General features: G+C 56.8%; 16 protein-coding genes. 12 read left to right on the top strand and 4 right to left on the bottom strand.

Annotated elements, in window-relative coordinates:
• The 8 genes from GS630_RS02665 to crcB all read left to right on the top strand — a co-directional run bounded on the left by GS630_RS02665 (position 1) and on the right by crcB (position 9,267).
• Entirely contained in the window at positions 1-1,233 is a 1,233-nt protein-coding gene (locus tag GS630_RS02665) for a carbohydrate ABC transporter permease (protein WP_171177243.1), read from the top strand.
• Complete coding sequence (locus tag GS630_RS02660) at positions 1,233-2,441, top strand: carbohydrate ABC transporter permease (protein ID WP_171177242.1); 1,209 nt, start codon at positions 1,233-1,235, stop codon at positions 2,439-2,441. The genes GS630_RS02665 and GS630_RS02660 overlap by 1 nt, the downstream gene beginning before the upstream one ends.
• Positions 2,442-2,446: 5 nt before the next feature.
• Positions 2,447-3,694 carry a hypothetical protein gene (locus GS630_RS02655; RefSeq protein ID WP_371809091.1) on the top strand — a complete coding sequence of 416 codons (1,248 nt, stop codon included), beginning with the start codon at positions 2,447-2,449 and terminating at the stop codon, positions 3,692-3,694.
• Positions 3,694-4,749, top strand: coding sequence for an ABC transporter ATP-binding protein (locus GS630_RS02650; protein ID WP_171177238.1), 1,056 nt, complete (start codon positions 3,694-3,696; stop codon positions 4,747-4,749). The genes GS630_RS02655 and GS630_RS02650 overlap by 1 nt, the downstream gene beginning before the upstream one ends.
• A 322-nt stretch (positions 4,750-5,071) precedes the next feature.
• Entirely contained in the window at positions 5,072-6,814 is a 1,743-nt protein-coding gene (locus tag GS630_RS02645) for a thiamine pyrophosphate-dependent enzyme (RefSeq protein ID WP_171621099.1), read from the top strand.
• Positions 6,815-6,854: 40 nt separating this feature from the next.
• The gene (locus GS630_RS02640) at positions 6,855-8,435 is read left to right on the top strand and encodes an FMN-binding glutamate synthase family protein (RefSeq protein ID WP_171177235.1); all 1,581 of its coding nucleotides are present in this window, start codon (positions 6,855-6,857) and stop codon (positions 8,433-8,435) included.
• Positions 8,436-8,525: 90 nt separating this feature from the next.
• Positions 8,526-8,912: a CrcB family protein gene (locus GS630_RS02635; RefSeq protein WP_253285929.1), complete on the top strand. Its 387-nt coding sequence runs from the start codon at positions 8,526-8,528 to the stop codon at positions 8,910-8,912.
• Positions 8,905-9,267 carry a fluoride efflux transporter CrcB gene (gene crcB, locus GS630_RS02630; RefSeq protein ID WP_171621098.1) on the top strand — a complete coding sequence of 121 codons (363 nt, stop codon included), beginning with the start codon at positions 8,905-8,907 and terminating at the stop codon, positions 9,265-9,267. Before GS630_RS02635 ends, crcB begins: the two co-directional genes overlap by 8 nt.
• A gap of 160 nt (positions 9,268-9,427) precedes the next feature.
• On the opposite strand, the gene GS630_RS02625 is transcribed toward crcB, so the two are convergent.
• Positions 9,428-10,366: a GlxA family transcriptional regulator gene (locus tag GS630_RS02625; RefSeq protein WP_171727710.1), complete on the bottom strand. Its 939-nt coding sequence runs from the start codon at positions 10,364-10,366 to the stop codon at positions 9,428-9,430.
• Positions 10,367-10,446: 80 nt separating this feature from the next.
• Here GS630_RS02625 and GS630_RS02620 point away from each other — a divergent pair, with 80 nt between their 5' ends.
• The 4 genes from GS630_RS02620 to GS630_RS02605 all read left to right on the top strand — a co-directional run bounded on the left by GS630_RS02620 (position 10,447) and on the right by GS630_RS02605 (position 14,945).
• Entirely contained in the window at positions 10,447-11,607 is a 1,161-nt protein-coding gene (locus tag GS630_RS02620; protein ID WP_171621096.1) for an acyl-CoA dehydrogenase family protein, read from the top strand.
• Between the two features lie 2 nt (positions 11,608-11,609).
• Positions 11,610-13,625 carry an acetate--CoA ligase family protein gene (locus GS630_RS02615; protein WP_171177224.1) on the top strand — a complete coding sequence of 672 codons (2,016 nt, stop codon included), beginning with the start codon at positions 11,610-11,612 and terminating at the stop codon, positions 13,623-13,625.
• A gap of 3 nt (positions 13,626-13,628) precedes the next feature.
• Positions 13,629-14,408, top strand: a complete 780-nt coding sequence (locus tag GS630_RS02610) for a carnitinyl-CoA dehydratase (protein ID WP_171621095.1) — start codon at positions 13,629-13,631, stop codon at positions 14,406-14,408.
• A gap of 66 nt (positions 14,409-14,474) precedes the next feature.
• On the top strand, positions 14,475-14,945 hold the full coding sequence (locus GS630_RS02605) for a hypothetical protein (protein WP_171621094.1): 471 nt from the start codon (positions 14,475-14,477) through the stop codon (positions 14,943-14,945).
• Here the strand turns inward: GS630_RS02605 and GS630_RS02600 are convergent.
• Genes GS630_RS02600 through GS630_RS02590 form a run of 3 tightly spaced genes read right to left on the bottom strand, consistent with a single transcriptional unit; the run spans position 14,936 to position 18,950 of the window.
• Positions 14,936-16,006, bottom strand: a complete 1,071-nt coding sequence (locus GS630_RS02600; protein ID WP_216599825.1) for a polyprenyl synthetase family protein — start codon at positions 16,004-16,006, stop codon at positions 14,936-14,938. The two genes, GS630_RS02605 and GS630_RS02600, sit on opposite strands and share 10 nt — an antisense overlap.
• 3 nt (positions 16,007-16,009) lie before the next feature.
• Positions 16,010-18,133, bottom strand: a complete 2,124-nt coding sequence (locus tag GS630_RS02595; protein ID WP_171621093.1) for an FAD-dependent oxidoreductase — start codon at positions 18,131-18,133, stop codon at positions 16,010-16,012.
• A complete protein-coding gene (locus tag GS630_RS02590; protein ID WP_171177216.1) occupies positions 18,126-18,950 on the bottom strand; it encodes a DUF3237 domain-containing protein in 825 nt (274 codons plus the stop codon). Before GS630_RS02590 ends, GS630_RS02595 begins: the two co-directional genes overlap by 8 nt.
• Positions 18,951-18,964 lie beyond the last annotated feature (14 nt).

Raw genomic sequence — 18,964 nt, 5'->3', positions numbered from 1 at the left:
ATGACTTCGGCCACCCCACCGACCGGAACCGGGGCGTTAGCCAAACGCGAGGCGCGTCTGGCCTGGACGCTGCTGGCTCCGACCGTGATCAGCGTATCGCTTGTGGTGATCTTGCCTTTGCTGGCAATCTTCTGGATCAGCTTCAAGCCATTTACCCTGTCCGATCTCCGCCCACCCGCACCGGTTGTGCGTGAAAGCCTGCGCGGATCGGGCGACGATCTGCGGATTGAATACCGTCTGCGCAACTCCAGTCAGGAGATCGCAATCGACGGCGTCACCCTTAGTGACGTTCTGCCCGACGGTGTCGTTGCGGGGGACGTTGCCGCCCCCTGCGTTTTGGACGGGCAGGACCTGTTTTGTGACTTCGGCACTCTGGAAGGGGGCCAGCGTGAGCGTATCCGCATTCCTGTTGCCGTCGACGGCGATCCCGATGCCTTTGAAGACGTGGTCGAAGCGTCAGAACCGCGTTTGACTGGTAGTGGACCGAACGTTCTGACCAACTTTGAATTCAGCCTCGAAAACTATGCTCGCGTCTTTGACGGAGCTGAGTTCTGGGGCGTGCTTTGGGTAACGTTGTTTTACACGGTGTTCGGGACCATTGGCGCCTTGGTTATGGGCCTGTTTGCAGCGCTTTTGCTGAACAAGAGCTTCAAAGGGCAGGGGGTCATCCGGGGCCTTTACTTGTTTCCCTATGTCGCTCCTGTCATTGCGGTGGCCTTTACCTGGGTCACGCTGTTTGATCCGTTTTCGGGTTCAGCCAATGCGCTCTTGATCCAGATGGGTCTGACCAGTGCGCCGATCAACTTTTTCGGCGAACGCCCTCTGGCACTGATCATGGTCACGGTGTTCGAAATCTGGCGCTATTTCCCGCTGTCTTTCCTGTTCATTCTGGCGCGGATGCAATCCATTGATAGCAGCATGTATGAAGCCGCTGATATGGATGGAGCGTCGCCCTTCCAGAAGTTCTGGTTGCTGAGCATCCCGCAATTGTTGGGCATCCTGTCGGTACTGTTCCTTCTGCGCTTTATCTGGACGTTCAACAAGTTCGACGACATTTTCCTGCTGACCGGTGGTAATGCGGGTACCCGCACACTGACTGTGAATGTCTATGAGCAGGCGTTTGCGATCTCAAACATCGGGGCAGGCGCGGCGGTGGCCGTGGTCATCCTGCTGTGCCTGATCGCCTTCAGCTTTGTCTTCTTCCGCTTCATCAGCCGTGAGGAGGGTTTGTGATGCGCAAAGGTTTCATCACTGGCCCGGTTCTGGGCGCACTCTGGTTGGTCATCATTTCAACCACCGTTTCCGTCACCATGTCCTTCGCCACGGGCGCAGCGTTTCGCCCGCAGGTGGGGTTGAGCCTGATCTGGGGCGCGGTGGCAGGTCTTACCTATGTTGCGTTTCCGGCGCGTCATGCTCCGGCGCGTTTGGCGATCTCTGTGCTGCTGGGTTTGTCTTGCCTAAGCGGTTTGGGTCCCGTTCTGATTGGTCCGGATACGACGCTGCAGGCAAGCCTAACTACTGTCATCGCTGTTGCGGTTGTCATGCACCTGTCATTGGCCGAGATCCTTAAGGAACTGCCCTTCACCGAACTGACACGCCATGAATTCGAAGATGCGGTGATCCGCTTTTGCACCGGATTCGGGTACATCTTTTTCACGGCAATTGTCGTCATCCCCTTCTATGTGATGGTGATGACCAGCCTGAAATCTCAGCAGGCGCTATTGCAGAACCCGCTGGATTTTTCCGTTGATCTGAGCCAGGGCACTGCACTGTTCCGCAGCTATACCGAGCTGTTCCGCGACTTCAATTTCGGCACTTATCTCTGGACGTCCTTCTACGTCTCGGTCCTGACAGTATTCATCACGTTGCTGTTCAGTGTCCCCGGTGCCTACGCGGTGGCGCGGTTCCGGTTCAAAGGGCAAAAGGCGTTTTCGCGGTCGATCCTGCTGATCTACATGGTTCCGATGATCGTTCTGGCGCTGCCGATTTATATCGCGTTTTCGCTTACGGGCCTACGGAACTCGATCCTCGGCATTGTCATGATCTACCCGGTCACGACGATCCCCGTCGCGCTTTACATGCTGCAAGGCTATTTCCGTGGTCTGCCCACCGAAGTGGAAGAGGCTGGTCTGATGGATGGTCTGTCGCGTCTGGCCGTGATTTGGAAGATCACCCTGCCGCTCAGCCTGCCTGCGCTGGCCTCGGTCTCGCTCTATGTCTTTATGATCGCCTGGAATGAATTCTTGCTTGCCTTCATGCTGCTGGACGATCCGTCGAAATTTACCCTGACCCGAGGCGTCACGATGCTGAACTCCTCGGAAATTCCCCGACAACATCTCATGGCTGGCGCGGTAATCGCCACTTTGCCGATCATGGCGTTGTTCCTGGGGCTTGAACGTTTCATGACCAAAGGCCTGACTGCGGGGTCCGTCAAAGGATGACAGAAATGAATCAACATACGAACCACAACCGCGAAGCGCGCAATATCCTGATTGCCAATGATCGCGGGGGTTACACAATCCCGACCGAGGGGCTGTATCCTTATCAGTGGAACTGGGACAGCGCGATTGCCGCCGTGGGCTTTGCCGAATTCGACATCGACCGCGCCTGGACAGAAGTAGAGACGCTTTTCTCGGGCCAATGGGCGGACGGCATGGTGCCGCATATCCTGTTCCACAAGCAAGACGACGGGTATTTTCCGGGCCCAGATGTATGGGGTTGCAACGGCCCGATCCCGTCGTCGGGTATTATTCAGCCACCCATCGCAGCAACGATGGTTCGGAAAATTTGGGAGCAGGACAAAAAGGTGGGCGACCAGCGCCTGCGTGTCCTCTTTCCAAAGCTTTTGGCCTGGCATCGTTGGATCATGAAATGGCGGCTTGATGAAAAGGACGCTGTCTGTACGACGCACCCTTGGGAGGCAGGTCGCGACAATGCCCCTGACTGGGATAAATCCATGGCGCGCATGGACGCCTCTGACGTGGGGGAATACCAGCGCAGGGACATCGCGCATGTGAACAGCGACGATCGCCCTACCAAGTTTGACTATGATCGTTACATCAAACTGGTCCAGATTGGCCGAGAGGCCGGATGGAACCAACAGGCTCTGTTGGAGAAAAACCCGTTTCGGGTTGCCGACCCGACAATGACATTCACGACCTTGCGCGCTGCGCGGGATCTGCTGGCGATCAGCGACCAGCTAGGCGTCGACGCCGAAGGGTTGCATTCGGATGTTGAGAGGCTCGAAAATGGTGCGCGATCCTTGTGGAATGAGGATCTGGGTAGTTTCGATTCCCGTGACGTTCGTACAGATGAATGGGCCGGCAGCATCTCGAACGCTTCATATATGTGCTGGTACGCAGGCATCGAGTCGGAACAGATGCTTAAGCGTTTGAATGCTGTGTTGGACACCGTTCCTTATCCGGTTCCAAGCTATGATACGTCGATGCCGAATTTTGATGCGCGCCGCTATTGGCGTGGTCCGACCTGGGCGATCATGAACATGATGATTGGGTTCGGTCTGGCTGATATGGGACACACGCGGCAGGCAGAAGACCTGCGCCTGAAAACAGCAAAGCTGATTTCGACCTACGGCTTCGCCGAGTATTTTGACCCCAACACAGGCAGCGCTGCTGGCGGCACTGCCTTCACCTGGACAGCCGCGGTCTGGCTACACTGGGCAGGGAGGAGCTAATGGGCAGCATCGAACTGAAGTCCGTCGAAAAATGGTTTGGGTCCGCCCAGGTCATCAAAGGTGTGGACCTCAAGATTGAAGAAGGCGAGTTCATTGTCTTTGTCGGTCCGTCGGGCTGCGGAAAATCCACTCTGCTTCGCATGATCGGCGGGCTTGAGGATATTTCGCGCGGATCGCTTCTGATAAACGACAATGACGTCACCGATCATCCGCCTTCGAAACGCGGCCTGACGATGGTGTTTCAGTCTTATGCGCTGTATCCGCATCTGACTGTTGCTGAAAATATGGGGTTCTCGCTGAAAGTGGCCGGGGTGCCAAAGGCTGAAATCGCAGAACAGGTCAACAAAGCGGCTGAGGTTCTGAAACTCGGGCCGTTTCTGGAACGCCGACCCAAAGACTTGTCAGGCGGGCAGCGCCAGCGTGTGGCCATCGGCCGATCCATCGTGCGCGACCCGACGGCCTTTTTGTTCGACGAGCCGCTTTCGAACCTTGATGCGGCGCTGCGCGTTGAGATGCGATACGAGATCGCCAAGCTGCACCAAAGCCTCAAGCGCACGATGATCTATGTGACCCATGATCAGGTCGAAGCCATGACGCTGGCCGACCGGATCGTGGTTCTGGAATACGGCAAGATCGCGCAGGTCGGTACGCCCCGCGAGCTCTATGAACGTCCGGCCAATCTGTTTGTGGCGCAGTTCATTGGAAGCCCGAAAATGAACGTGTTGACCTGTTCCGCTCAAGGCGGCAGTTATACGCTGGCACACGGCAGAGGGGGCCAATTTGCGTTTTCCGGCGAAGCCAACCGATTGGGTGTTCGTCCTGAACACATTGAAGTGGTTGCAGCGGGCGAGGGCCAGACGGACGGTGTGATCGAGGTGATCGAATACCTGGGTGCTGATACGTTCCTGATCGTCGATGTCGGTGCTGAAGAAAACGTCACTGTGCGTTTGAATGGAGACACGGACCTCAAACCGGGCGCACATATCGGTTTGCATTTTCCGACCAGCAAGCTGCATTTTTTTGATGAAGATGGTCAAGCTGTGGGTCGGGAATAACCCAATACACTGCCGATAGCTTTTCAAGCACGCGTTGCGGTTTCAACTCCTGAACCGCAACGTGTTTTGTTTGAGGTTATGTGCAGCTTAGTAACTGCATTCGCCTGCCCCGGCTGGTTTATTGTCAAAAACACTTGGAACCTGTGGCAATCCACAAGCCTATAGGATCATACTGTGTTTGTGTCCGTCACATCCAATTGACCCTTGTGTGATTTGAAAAGTCGGTGAAGCGACTTTGATTTTTAGGATGGCTATTGAATTAAAGGCGGACAGGATGTTGGCTACATCTTGTTGAATTTGCTCGAAACGAGAGAAGAGAGACATGGCGAAAAACGTGTGTGAGGTCCTGCTGGACATTTTGTCGGATGCAGGTGGTTGCCAGATCTTTGGCGTGGTTGGCGATGCGCTCAACCCGTTTCTCGAAGCCATGCGCGGGGACGACCGTTTTGAATGGAAGGGTTTGCGGCATGAAGAAAACGCAGCCTACGCGGCTTATGCGCAGTCGCATCTGACCGGTGGTATCGGCATTTGTGCCGGCACGGTTGGTCCCGGTGCTTTGCATCTGATCAACGGGCTCTACAATGCCAAACGCGAAGGCGCGGGCGTGGTGGCGATCACTGGCCAAGTCGCCCATCGCGAGCGCGGCACTGGCTATCATCAGGAAGTGAACCTGGAAAAGGCATTTGATGATGTGTGCGACTATCAGGCGGTGATCCACACGCCGGATCAGATGCCGCGTCTTGCCCAGATCGCCGTGCAACGTGCGCTCATCAACCGCGAGGTGGTGCGGATTGAACTGCCCATCGATGTATCCGAACAAAAGGTGCCCAGCCTGCACCAGTTCCACCCGCTTTTGAAACAGCCCTCTACCCTGATCCCACCCGAAGCTGAGATTGCCCGTGCTGCGCAGATCATAAACGCAGGCAAGAAGGTGGCGCTTTTTGCCGGTGTAGGTTGCCGCGAGGCCAAAGATCAGGTTTTGGCCCTTTCGCAAAAGCTCAACGCTCCGCTTGCGCATACGTTGAAGGGCAAGGACATCTTCGACTACGATGACCCGAATGTGGTTGGTATGACTGGTCTCATCGGCAACCCCGGTGGTTATCATGCGGTACGCGATTGCGATGTGCTTGTGATGCTGGGCACCGACTTTCCCTATGAATGGTTCCTGCCAGAAGCGGCCAAGATCGTGCAGATCGACCGCAGCGTTGAAAATCTGGGTCGCCGTGCGCCTATCGCATCGGGCTTGTTGGGGGATGTCGGTGCAACGCTGGACCGGCTGCTGCCTCAAATAGCCGAAAAAGAAGACCGAAGCTTCGCTGATCATCAGGTCAAACTGTGCAACAAGTGGCTGGCGCAACAGGACAAAGAGGCCAGCCTTGAACGTGCCAGCGAACCGCTGCACCCGCAGTTATTCGCCCGCGAGATATCCAATCAGGCCGCAGAAGATGCGGTTTTTGCGATGGACATAGGTGAATGCACTGTCTGGGTGGCGCGGCAGACCCGAATGAAGGGTGGGCGGCGTATGGTGGGATCATTCAACCATTCCTCTCTGGGCTCTGGCTTGCCTTCGGCGCTCGGCGCGGCTGCGCTGGATCCCTCGCGTGAGGTCTGGACGTTCTGTGGCGACGGCGGCTTTGGTATGTCCATGCAGGATTTCGTGACCGCCGTGCGCTACCACTGGCCGATCAAGGTGATTGTGTTCAACAACCAGACACTGGGTTTCGTGAAGATGGAGATGGAGGTCGCGGGCTATGCTGTGAACCCTATGGCAACGGATCTGGTGAACCCGGATTTTGCCGAATACGCCAAGGTCTGCGGTGGTGATGGCGTGCGCGTGGAACATGCCGCTGACATCAAAGAAGCCGTGGCACAGGCCAAAGCCAGCACCAAGCCGTTCATCATCGACGCCATGGTCACGCCGGGTGAGTTGGTCATGCCACCTCATGTGGACACAAAGATGGCCTGGGGATTTGGCATATCCAAACTGAAAGAGGGCATCCTTCTGGCCAAGGGCGACCACGCGCAGTGGGACAACTGGGTCAAAGAACTCAAGGCGCAGCTTTAGTGCAGGTGCCAATCCAAGCTAGTAACCGGAGATCGGACGCATGATTGTACGCAATATTTACTACGCGGTGGCCTTTTTTGGTCTACCATTGACCTTGTTGCTTGGCTGGTTCTGGACCCCAGCGCTGTGGCTGTTGGTGATCGTGCTGCCCTATATCGCGATCGGGGCTTATGACCTGATGACGACCAAACACAATGTGCTTAATAACTATCCGGTTCTGGGCCATTTTCGTTACATGCTGGAATTCGTCAGCCCAGAAATACGCCAGTATTTTGTTGAAACAAACGAAAGCGGACGGCCCTTCAACCGGATTACGCGCAGTCTGGTCTATGCCCGTGCCAAGGGTCAACAGGATACACAGGCGTTTGGCACCCAGTACGACATCACGCAGGTGGGCTATCACCGCACCAATCATTCGTTGGTGCCGAAAGAGGTGGGGGAAAGCGAGAAGCGTGTTACGCTGGGTGGTCCTCTATGCTCTCAGCCTTACGATGCGTCGCGCCTGAACGTTTCAGCGATGAGCTTCGGAGCGTTGAGCCATACCGCGATCCGGGCTTTGAATGGTGGGGCCAAGGACGGTGGCTTTGCCCACAACACCGGTGAAGGAGGGATAAGCCCGCATCATCTGGCGGAAGGCGGTGATCTCATTTGGCAGATCGGTACCGGCTATTTCGGCTGTCGCACCCCCGAAGGTGGGTTCGACAAGGACAAGTTTGCCGAAAGAGCCGGAAAGGACGTGGTCAAGGCCATTGAGATCAAGCTGAGCCAGGGCGCAAAACCCGCTCATGGCGGCGTGCTGCCTGCGGTTAAGGTTGATGAAGAAATCGCTGAAATTCGCGGTGTTGAACCCCATAGAGACGTGATCTCACCTCCTGCACATGCGGCCTTTGAGACCCCCACCGGGCTGATGGAGTTTGTGCAACATCTGCGTGAGATGTCGGACGGCAAGCCAGTGGGTTTCAAGCTGTGCATCGGTAAACGGTCCGAGTTCATGAGTATCTGCAAGGCAATGCTGGATACCGGGATTTTGCCCGATTTCATTACCGTGGATGGAGCTGAGGGTGGTACCGGTGCTGCACCAGTGGAATACTCCAACAGGCTGGGGATGCCCCTGAACGAAGGGTTGATCTTTGTCGACAATTGCTTGCGTGGCATCGGCGTGCGCGACAAGGTCCGCATCATTTGTTCGGGCAAGGTGGCGACGGGCTATGACGTTATCGAGAAACTCGCCTTGGGCGCTGATATGTGCAACTCAGCCCGCGCTATGTTGTTTGCCGTGGGCTGCATCCAGTCGCTGCATTGCAACACCAACCGCTGTCCTACGGGCATCGCCACTCAGGATCAGGAACGCGCCAAGGCTGTGAATGTACCTCAAAAACGTCAGAGGGTGCATCGCTATCATGATGCGACGCTGGAAAGCTTCCGCGAAATTCTGGGTGCAATGGGCTATGAAAAGGTCACGGAGTTGCACCCTTCGGACATTCTGCGCCGCTCAACGGACGAAAAAGAGCTTACATACGCGGACCTTTATGAACGGCTTCCGGAAGGTGGGTTGCTGGCAGACAGTGTCCCTGCGGGATTTGCAAGCGATTGGGAGCGTGCATCGGCCCAACGGTTCTGAAGTACCGACGGCTCGATCATTGGCGTTTTACCACCCAAGCCTGTATGGAAATAGATCGAAGAATACGATTCTGATCAGGGGGCCAAGGGCTTGCAGAGAACACTCATGTACCTCGCCGTCTTTGTCGGCGGCGCGCTTGGGTCCTTGCTGCGCGAAGTGCTGTCGCTTGAGATACCCGGTGTGCCCTTCGTGACTGCGACCTTCGGAATCAACATCGCGGCCTGTCTGTTCATCGGCTGGCTTTATGCGGTGCGGCACAGGGTTCATGCCCATGTCATCCACCTGGGCGCGGTTGGCTTTTGCGGCGGGTTGTCGACTTTTTCCTCGTTCGTGGCCGAGCTTGACCGGCTGCACCAAGCAGATGTCACCTATATGGTCGCAGCTCTGACCCTTGAGGTTGTTTTGGGCCTTGCCGCCGCTATCTTGGGTGAGGCGATCGGGCGCAAGTACCACGCCGGAGAGCACCCGGATGAGTGATCTCTATTTACACGCAGCATTTGCTCTTGGCGGCGGTCTGGGCGCAGTCGCACGGCACATGCTCAACCGCATGATCACGCACGAACTACCGCTGTCGACGCTGATCGTGAATGTGGCAGGTTGTTTGCTGCTCGGGTTGTGGGTCGGTTATCTGGGCGATCCCCAGGTTCTGCCGGACGAGGAACGCCGCCTGGTGTTCGGCTTTTGCGGAGGGTTCACCACTTTTTCCAGCTTTGCCTACCAGTCTCTGCAACTGCACCGCGAGCGCACCATCCTTATGGCGGCAGGAAATATCCTTCTCAGCGTGGGTCTATGCTGGATTGCATTCTGGTTGGGCCTTCGTGCGATGCTCTGAGCCTTGCCGAAACCGGAGGCTTGAAATTTCGTTGCCCTTGGCTGAACGCAGCACGAGTATGCCAGGCCAGCGTCTGTCGCCCTAGATAATGGTGCCTTTTTGCGATGACGAAATTGGCAGCCTCGCCAACATGATCTGCCTAGGCAGATTGAAACGCGTATTAGGCGTTCATTTTTCGAAACGCGGTCGGGGTCTGGCCGAATTCCGCCTTGAATGCCCGTGTCATCGCACTGGCGTTATCATACCCGCAACGCCCGGCGATTTCCGCAATGGACTGTTCCGTATCCTCCGCCAGATTACGCGCAAGCGTTAGGCGTAGACGTCGGTACAATGCTTGCGGCGTTGTTTTCAGGTCCGCCCGGACGCGAGCCTCGATCCGTCTTTGCGAACATCCAATGCGTCGTGCAACCTGAGCGATTGAAAGCGGCGTTTCAATATGCGCCTGCATCACGTCCAGTACCCGATTGACCAGTGTATCTTTGGATTTCAACGGAAGAGCATAAGCGTCGCGCCCCTTACGGCCCATCAGCAGGTGCGCTACCTCCATGGACAAAAGCGGGCCATGATCCCGCTGAATGAGGGCAGAGGCCAAATCGAACGCCGCCATTGCCCCGGAACAGGTCAGCAGATTGCCATCAATCACAAATCGCTCCCGCACGGTATCGACGGCCGGGAAGCTTTCTTCGAACCGCGAAAGCTCGTCCCAATGAATGGTCGCTTGGCATTCATCGAGCAAACCGGCTCGTGCCAGAAGCCAGCTTCCGGTGTCCAATCCTGCGATCTGCTGGTGCCGTTTTGATGCGGCCAGAATTGCCCGCGCAGTCGACCTGGTATCGAGTTTCAGAAAGCCGTAAGATGGCATAACCACCAAAACATCTCCGCTCTGACCTTCGAGGGCGCAATCCGGGGTTACGCTTAGGCCGCTGGAACTGCGTACGGGCGCCCCATCAAGCGAACAGAACCTCCATGCATAGAGCGTTTGCCGTGACATGTTGTTCGCCGCCCGCAATGGTTCGACCATGTTCGCAAGACAATGGTTCGAGAACCCATTGAAAAGCAGAATATTGTAGTGCTGTGGCAAAAATTTCGAATCCTGCATGAAATGCGACCAATTCTGCATGCCGAATACTTGGAGGATGACGTTCTTTGGGTCAACAACTGATCCAAGGGATGCGCGCTATGCAGTTTGGTTTGTCCGAAGAACAAGAGATGATCGTTTCGACCGTCCGCAGCTTTGTTGAAAACGAAATCTACCCGCATGAAGAGGCCGTCGAACGCAGCGGTACGGTCCCGCTGGAGCTGGGCAACGAAATCAAACAAAAATGCATCGATCTGGGTTTTTATGCCTGTAACTTCCCTGAAGAGGTCGGTGGCGCGGGCTTATCCCATCTGGATTTCACCCTTGTTGAGCGCGAGCTTGGCCGAGGCTCGATGGCACTGACGCATTTCTTTGGACGCCCTCAAAACATCCTGATGGCCTGCAACGAAGAGCAACGCGAACGCTATCTGCTGCCCGCCGTGCGCGGCGAAAAGATGGATGCTTTGGCGATGACCGAACCGGATGCCGGGTCGGATGTGCGCGGTATGAAATGTCAGGCGGCGCGCGATGGTGGTGACTGGGTTGTAAACGGTTCGAAACACTTCATCTCGGGCGCGGAACACGCGGATTTCTTCATCGTCTTTATCGCAACAGGCGTGGACGAGACCCCCAAGGGCCCCAAAAAGCGCATCACTACTTTCCTGGTGGATCGCGGCACCCCGGGCTTTGAAGTGCGCGAAGGGTACAACTCGGTCAGCCATAAGGGCTACAAGAACTATATCCTGTATTTCGATAATTGCCGTCTGCCGGATGCGCAGGTTCTGGGCGAAGTCGATGGCGGTTTTGCCGTGATGAACGAATGGCTCTACGCAACCCGCCTGACGGTTGCGGCGTTCTCGGTTGGGCGCGCGCGGCGCTGCTTTGATTATGCGCTGAACTATGCGGCCGAGCGCAAGCAGTTCGGCCAGCCTATCGGAAAGTTTCAGGGCATCGGCTTCCAGATCGCAGACATGATCACCGAGATCGACGCCGCCGACTGGCTGACCCTCGCCGCCGCCTGGCGGCTGGATCAGAACCTGCCATCGAACCGTGAAATTGCCTCGGCCAAGCTTTATGCTTCTGAAACGTTGGCGCGGGTGACGGATGCGACGCTGCAAATCTATGGTGGTATGGGCCTTATGGACGACTTCCCGATCGAACGGTTCTGGCGCGATGCGCGCGTTGAACGCATCTGGGACGGCACCAGTGAGATTCAGCGCCATATCATCAGTCGTGATCTTCTGCGTCCACTGGGCGCCTGACCATGAACAAAGACCTAACTCGGCTGCTGCGCCCCAAAACCATCGCTGTCATTGGCGGTGGTGCCTGGTGCCAGCAGGTCATTCTGCAATCCGAACGTATGGGCTATGCCGGGCAGATTTGGCCAGTGCATCCCAAAGCCAACGAGATCGCGGGACACAAGGTTTATGGCCACATCGAAGACCTGCCTGAAGCCCCGGATGCGGTGTTCATTGGCATCAACCGCCACGCCACGATTGAGGCGGTTCAGGTCCTCTCCAGCATGGGCGCGGGCGGGGCGGTCTGCTTCGCCTCGGGTTTTTCCGAAGCCGTCGCTGAAGATGATAGCGGCGGGGACTTGCAGGCGCAGCTGATCGCCGCAGCCGGTGAAATGCCCATTCTTGGCCCTAACTGCTATGGCTACATCAACGCGCTAGACGGAGCCCTGCTGTGGCCTGACCAGCACGGGGCGACGCCGGTGGACAAAGGCGTGGCGATCCTGACGCAAAGTTCGAACATCTCGATCAATCTGACCATGCAGAAACGCGGTTTGCCGATTGCCTATATGGTGGCCTGCGGAAATATGGCTCAGACCAGCCAGGCGCAGATTGCTGCGGCCCTGCTAGATGATCCACGCGTGACAGCCGTGGGCCTGCATATCGAAGGCTTCAAGGACATCCGCGAGTGGGAGGCGCTGGCCGTCAAGGGGCATGAAAAGGGCATCCCGCTTGTTGCCCTCAAGGTCGGTGCATCGGAACAGGCGCAGGCAGCGACTGTCTCTCATACGGCATCTTTGGCGGGCAGTGATGCAGGCGCGCAGGCGCTGTTGGACCGGCTTGGCATCCCGCGCCTGACTGCGCTTCCGGATTTCCTCGAAACGCTCAAACTTCTGCATTGCTACGGGCCGCTTCCCGGCGGCCGTATCGCTTCGATCAGCTGTTCCGGCGGGGAAGCAAGCCTGATTGCAGACATGACGGTTGGCACTGACCTGACTTTCCCAATGTTAAGCGATGATAAAAAGGTTCGCTTGCGAGACGCGCTCGGTCCGATGGTCGCGTTGAATAACCCGCTGGACTATCACACCTATATCTGGCGCGATGAAGAGGCGATGGCCCGGGCATGGTCAGGTATGACTGGCGCGGATATCGATTTGACGTTTTCTATTGTCGACTACCCGACCACCGATCCAACTGACTGGGCCAGCGCGACCCGAGCGGCTTTGAAGGTGCGCGCTGACACTGGAGCGCGTTTTGCTGTTGTCGCTACATTGCCAGAACTGCTGCCGGAGGATGTCGCGCAAGACTTGATGGCTGGCGGAGTGGTGCCATTTATGGGCTTGCGCGAAGCGCTGGCCGCAACACGCGCAGCGGGTCAGATCTGTGCGCCTTGTGTACAGCCTGTTTTGCTGCCGGGCTGTGCCGAGGTGTCCCGAACCCTGACCGAAGGTGAGTCGAAACAGGCGCTGGCCAAGTTTGGTTTACGTATCCCGCAAAACCGTTCGGTCAGAGGTAGGGAAGAGGCCCGCGCGGCGGCTCAGGACATGAACGGCCCCTTTGCTGTAAAAGGCGTGGGGCTTGCTCACAAATCAGAACACGCCGCCGTTCGGTTGGGCATTCAGGCGGAAGATGTTGCCGCTGTTGCCGCTGAAATCGGCACGGAAATCATTCTGATAGAAGAGATGATCACCGGCACTGTCGCCGAACTTTTAATTGGCGTCTTTCGGGACCCAGCGCATGGATTTGTGCTGACATTGGGGGCAGGGGGCGTGTTGACCGAACTGCTGCGCGATACGGTTTCGTTGTTGGTGCCCAGCTCTCCTGCGGAGATCCGCAGCGCCCTTGGCACATTGAAGATCGCACCCTTGCTAGAAGGCTATCGCGGTCAACCTGCGGCTGATATGGATGCGATCATTGCCGCAGTCCAGGCCGTACAGGCCTATGTCACACAAAATGCCGACGCGCTTGGCGAGGTCGAGATTAACCCGCTTCTGTGCACGCCTGAAAAGGCGGTTGCTGTGGATGCTTTGATAAGAAAGGCCTGAGAATTGGACCCGATCAAAACCCGACGTGATGGAACGATCCTTGAAGTGACGCTAGACCGACCCAAGGCCAATGCCATCGATCTGGCCACCAGCCGCAGAATGGGTGAGGTTTTTGCCGAGTTCCGCGATGACCCGGACCTGCGCGTGGCCATTCTGACCGGCGCGGGCGAGAAATTCTTTTGCCCCGGCTGGGATCTGAAAGCTGCTGCTGATGGTGACGCGGTGGACGGAGATTATGGCGTTGGCGGGTTTGGAGGTCTGCAAGAGTTGCGCGACCTGAACAAGCCTGTGATCGCAGCCGTAAACGGCATCGCGTGCGGGGGCGGGCTAGAGCTGGCCCTGTCAGCGGACATGATCCTTGCCGCTGATCACGCCACTTTTGCTTTGCCGGAAATCCGATCAGGCACTGTGGCTGATGCAGCCAGTGTCAAGCTGCCAAAACGCATTCCCTATCACATCGCCATGGAACTGCTTTTGACCGGGCGCTGGTTCGATGCTGAAGAAGCTAATCGCTGGGGTTTGGCGAACGAGATTGTCACCGCAGATCAACTTATGGACCGCGCGTGGGAACTGGCGCGTTTGTTGGCGTCGGGACCGCCCCTGGTTTACGCCGCAATCAAAGAGATCGTGCGCGATGCGGAAGATTCCAAGTTCCAGGATGCGATGAACCACATCACCAAACGTCAGCTGCGCACTGTGGACGTACTCTATGCCAGTGAAGATCAACTGGAAGGTGCCCGCGCCTTTGCCGAAAAACGTGATCCGGTTTGGAAAGGGAAATAAACAAACCCGGCGATCAGTAGGTGGATTTGCCATTTACTGATCCACGCTGCGGGTGCACATTAAGTTATGCCTTATTTCGAGCGTAAACCCTACGAAAACCCGTCGCGCGTAATTAGCTCTGTTGCATCGCAGCCGGACACGCAATCGATTTCGAATATTGCGCGCCGCGTGCTTGAGACAGAGCGCGGCAACCAAAAACACCTCGAAGGGCCTTTTACCTGTCGCAAAATCTGCCATCCCGGCGATACGGCCACAATATTGTTGTCTTTTGCTGCGGCTGAAGGTGACGAGCCGGTTGAAATGCAGTTCGAACCCGGTGATCTGACCAATCCGAATGGGGATATTCTGCCTGCGAACCGCGTCAACGTTATTCCGCCCCAGATTCGATTGGCCTCAGGTGAGGCCACAGATGTAGCGGTAGTTGTCACTGTACCGGACCTGACGGAACCGGGCGCTTATCATGGTCGGATCGCCTGCACCGGGACCGAGCAGACTTCGATCGTTGTGGTGTTTGAGGTTGCAGGTGCTCAGACCTGACGTGTCACGAGGTAATCCATGAACTGCGCGAGAAATGCACGCGGTGCGTCTTGGGTGCCTGCAAATACCTGCGCAAATTCCTGACGGGCGGAAGCAAGCAGATCGTTGGCCGCATCTTGCGCAAATCGGATGCTGCCATAGTGATCCATACGCTCAAGCACCCATTCAACATCTTGACTTGAGCGATTTTCGCGCGGGTTTGATAGCAGTTCGGCCAATCGCTTCTGTTCCGGCTCATCTGCGTGCAGACCAAGTTGCCCCAACATCAGCGTACGCTTGCCCTCATAGATGTCGCCGCCAATTTCCTTGCCGTATTTATCTTGCGAACCAACAAGGTTGAGAACGTCATCCTGAATTTGAAACGCCGCGCCCAGAAAGAAACCGAACGCGTTGAAGTCATCCAAATTCAGTGTGCCCGAGGCGACATCCTGCGGCCGTGCAATCAATGCGCCGATCCGCATGGGGTGAATGAAACTGTACCAGCAGGTCTTTTTGAGACACATCCGCAGATAGTCCGAGGCGCCCACGTTCAGCCGATTGTCCCGTATCCAACCCAGCTCCAACGCCTGACCTTCGATGGACTGCTGTAGCAGATGGTCGAACTCGTCCACGACACGCATCCCGGTTTCCAGTCCAAGCGACCCCAGATTTTGCCGCAACAGCCGCAGGGCCAGCGCCTGCATCCCGTCGCCTGTATTTATGGCCAAAGGGACCCCAAGCCGCTGGTGCATACATGCACGCCCACGCCTGAAATCGCTTTGGTCTTCGATATCATCGTGGATCAGAAAGGCATTGTGCAAAAGCTCCAGCACAGCTGCGGACACTCGTGCTTCCTCGGTGTTGCCGCCAAAGGCTTCGCATGTGGCCAGCAATAGCGCGGGCCGTAGTCCTTTGCCTGATGTTTCGATGTAATCCCGTATCGGACCATACAGGTAAGCCTGGGGTTCACCCGTTGGCAAAAGCCCCAACAGAGTTTCGCGCGCGCGATCCCCGTAAGAGGTCAGCTGTTTCAGAAACTCCTGCTGTGCCGCAGGGTCCAGATGCGCGGTTCCGGGTTTCAAAGGTTAACCCTTCTGCGTGATGATCACGCGAGGTTTGCTGCTCTGCGCGCTGGCGGGGGCAAACCCGGTTCCAGCAGAGGCAAAGGGTGCATCCGTTATCGGCAGGGCTCTGGACAGCACATCAGACTGACCGCTGTCCCGGCCCAGATCATAGGCCACATCTTCGGCAACCTCATCTCCGGGTATCGGAAGATCTGCCGTTGGTTCATAGCTGGCCATCAGATCAAACAGTTCTTTTGGCGGGCAAATCATGCGCAGCGCTTCGGCAATGGCCGGGTCTTCGATGATACCGCCGGGTTTTGAATACTCTGCAGCCGGTTCACCGATGGCTGCCAATGGCCCGTCACCACCGCGATCAATCCCTGCGGTGTCTTGGCCCATTTTCAGTGCAGCTTCGACCGCGACAGCAAACCTGTTGTCCCACGGCAGACCCGCTTGATAACGCGCGTAGTCATAGGCGCGCAGCGGTTTCAGGATATCAGGCTCGTGCAGGTCCCAGATCTGGCAGGGCTCGGCATCCGATCCGCTGCGTTGCAGGATCGCGTTGACTGCTCGGCGCGCGGCCTCATTCGCCCCTTCCATTGTGGCAAGGTCAGTAAAGGTGCGCACATAATCGGAGGCCAGAAAGAAATTCGGGATCAGCGTGGCCGCATCTGGCCGCAGTCGCCAACTGTTGATGCGGTTGACCAGCAGAGGTTCCACATTGCTTTGGCGTTTGGGATCTTCGGGGTCCTGCACGATGTCGGGATCAAGGAACCAGTAGTGCATATCCTCATCCCGCAGCAGAGTCTCGCCATCCACGTTGAGACTGCGTTTGAGCTGCTCCCAAACTTCTTTTGCAATCTCTTCCCGGGTGCAATTGCGCGCGGTCTTTCCGTTCAAGCCCGGCTTGTCCCATTCCGAAATATCAATTGAAAGCAGGCCTTTGGTTTTGCCTTCAGCCCAGTTGTCAAAGTTGATCCCCGGCCAAAACTGTTTTTGCGACACGGCGGTCAGAGCCCACGGGCTATCGATGAAGATCACATGCCCGTTTGTAAGTGTGACCTCTTTGGTCAGATAGAACTGAATACCGTTCATCCACTGAACGTCGTTTGCTAGCAGTGGCAGTTTGGCAAGCGCCGGATCGGCTGCCATCATCTCGGGCGTGAGAAGTGGCGCGATGCGCTCGATCGGCATGGCACTGATGAACCAGTCGCCTGTTACGTTCTGTTCTTTGCCATCCTGTTCAACCGTCGCACCGGTAATCCGCCCGTTTCGGCATTCGATGCCTGTTACCTTGGACTCGAACTTGTAAACGACCCCCTTGCTTTTGAGGTAATCCAGCCAAGGCTGAATCCATACTAAGTTGGTCGGTCCGTTCAGCAACCTGTTGCAATGCGGTTCAGGCGTGGCAATGCCCAACTGCAGCTGCACGGCAATGTCGCCAACGGTCTTGGTGCTGGCAGTCGTGGCTTTAGCGGCCACCAGAGACCGTGTCAGGCCGATGGCAAGAAATTTCTGATAGGCTTCCGAGCGGTCTTCCGCCCCGATGAAATCCCACCATCCGATCCGTTCATATTCGTCGAACCGGCGTTCCTTGCAGGACGTCGCTATCCGCCACATGCAGGCAACGAAATGCTCGACATCCTCATATGCTATCTGGTCTCTTGGCGAGAGCGCGAAGGCAATTGTCTTGAACGCATCCGCCACGTCTTTGAGGGTGCGAGGAAATCGCTCGGGTACAATGATGCCGGGCTTGTCGAACTGACTGACCAGAACCTGAGTGGTCGGCACCAGATTATCAAAGCACGTGCCTTTGTCGTAATAAGGCGTACGGGCCATCGTGTCGGTAATATGTCGATAGAAGTTCGGGAAGAACCGGAACCCATGCTCGCCTGGCAACCATGGGCGTTTCACTCCGGGCGGATAGCTGGCCCCGTCCATCTCGGCCCAATTCTCCAGCGCTTTGATATGCTTTGCCTTCGAGCCGTGATCGCCTTCACCCTTCATCACAGGGATACTGCGTGCCTTGCCGCCGGGGATCATTTGGCGTTCGTGGATCTCAACCTCGAAACCGCGTTCGATCAGTTCGTGCGCGGCGCTCATGCCGGCCACGCCACCCCCAAGAATGACAACCTTTTCAGCCATCTGATGTTCCTTTCGCGGAATAGACGTCAAAGCGCAGGGTTATGTCCGACAGGCTGGCTTCGCCAATGCCAAACCCCTGCACCCGATTCATCCAGCTGTAATGCAGGTTCGAGGTCAGGTAGCGCGACGCCACCCGCACAGGGGCCGACGCAGGCAGGTTCCCCTTCAACAGTGCGGCATAACCATCGGGGCCAAACTCACACATGCCGGTATCTTCAAACAGGATCGGAGCGCCGCCGTCCGCTGGCTTGATCAGCGCTTTGGCATGGAGAAGCCCCACGCCGTCAGGACGCACACGCATCCAGTCGCCTCCAACCGGTTCAATCACCCCATTCAAATGAGGGCCTTCGACCGTACCGCCTTCCTTGATGGCGAAATGCAACCAAACCCCGTCCGGCGTCTCGCCCGAAGGGTGGAAATCGCTGGCGAAGGGGACAACGAACTTGGCGATATGGTCCAAAACCGGTGGTTGTGGCGCGGGGTTTGGCTTTTGCACCGGTGCTGTCTTGGGGGCAGTGTCCGGTCCTGGGTCATACTCATGGCCGCCAGACGTCAATACCGGACGCCAGCAAAGTGTCTTGTCCTGTGCTACCGAGGGAAGGGTTGCCGCAAAGCGCTGAAGCCCGGTTTTCTTATCATAGCTCAAAGGCCAGCCGCGAATGGCCCGCTCGGGGCCGCCATCCGGTGAACAGATCAGCCGCATTGTGTCATGAGGCGAAACGGATGGTCCAGCTTCTATCAAAGCTCGCTTGTCACCGGTTGCACTGATCGTTTCTGACCAGCGCAGGGTTACACCCCGGTCTGTAAACTCGCGCACAGCCAAGCCTCCGG

Source organism: Ruegeria sp. HKCCD7303 (assembly GCF_013111185.1).
In the GTDB taxonomy this organism is placed as follows: Bacteria; Pseudomonadota; Alphaproteobacteria; order Rhodobacterales; family Rhodobacteraceae; genus Ruegeria.
This window is presented reverse-complemented; position numbering and strand designations above follow the sequence as displayed.

Excerpts from the sequence above, each read along its gene's own strand:
- GS630_RS02665 (WP_171177243.1), top strand. The coding sequence starts at position 1 with ATGACTTCGGCCACCCCACCGACCGGAACCGGGGCGTTAGCCAAACGC.
- GS630_RS02660 (WP_171177242.1), top strand. The coding sequence starts at position 1,233 with ATGCGCAAAGGTTTCATCACTGGCCCGGTTCTGGGCGCACTCTGGTTG.
- GS630_RS02655 (WP_371809091.1), top strand. The coding sequence starts at position 2,447 with ATGAATCAACATACGAACCACAACCGCGAAGCGCGCAATATCCTGATT.
- GS630_RS02650 (WP_171177238.1), top strand. The coding sequence starts at position 3,694 with ATGGGCAGCATCGAACTGAAGTCCGTCGAAAAATGGTTTGGGTCCGCC.
- GS630_RS02645 (WP_171621099.1), top strand. The coding sequence starts at position 5,072 with ATGGCGAAAAACGTGTGTGAGGTCCTGCTGGACATTTTGTCGGATGCA.
- GS630_RS02640 (WP_171177235.1), top strand. The coding sequence starts at position 6,855 with ATGATTGTACGCAATATTTACTACGCGGTGGCCTTTTTTGGTCTACCA.
- crcB (WP_171621098.1), top strand. The coding sequence starts at position 8,905 with ATGAGTGATCTCTATTTACACGCAGCATTTGCTCTTGGCGGCGGTCTG.
- GS630_RS02625 (WP_171727710.1), bottom strand. The coding sequence starts at position 10,366 with ATGCAGGATTCGAAATTTTTGCCACAGCACTACAATATTCTGCTTTTC.
- GS630_RS02620 (WP_171621096.1), top strand. The coding sequence starts at position 10,447 with ATGCAGTTTGGTTTGTCCGAAGAACAAGAGATGATCGTTTCGACCGTC.
- GS630_RS02615 (WP_171177224.1), top strand. The coding sequence starts at position 11,610 with ATGAACAAAGACCTAACTCGGCTGCTGCGCCCCAAAACCATCGCTGTC.
- GS630_RS02605 (WP_171621094.1), top strand. The coding sequence starts at position 14,475 with ATGCCTTATTTCGAGCGTAAACCCTACGAAAACCCGTCGCGCGTAATT.
- GS630_RS02595 (WP_171621093.1), bottom strand. The coding sequence starts at position 18,133 with ATGGCTGAAAAGGTTGTCATTCTTGGGGGTGGCGTGGCCGGCATGAGC.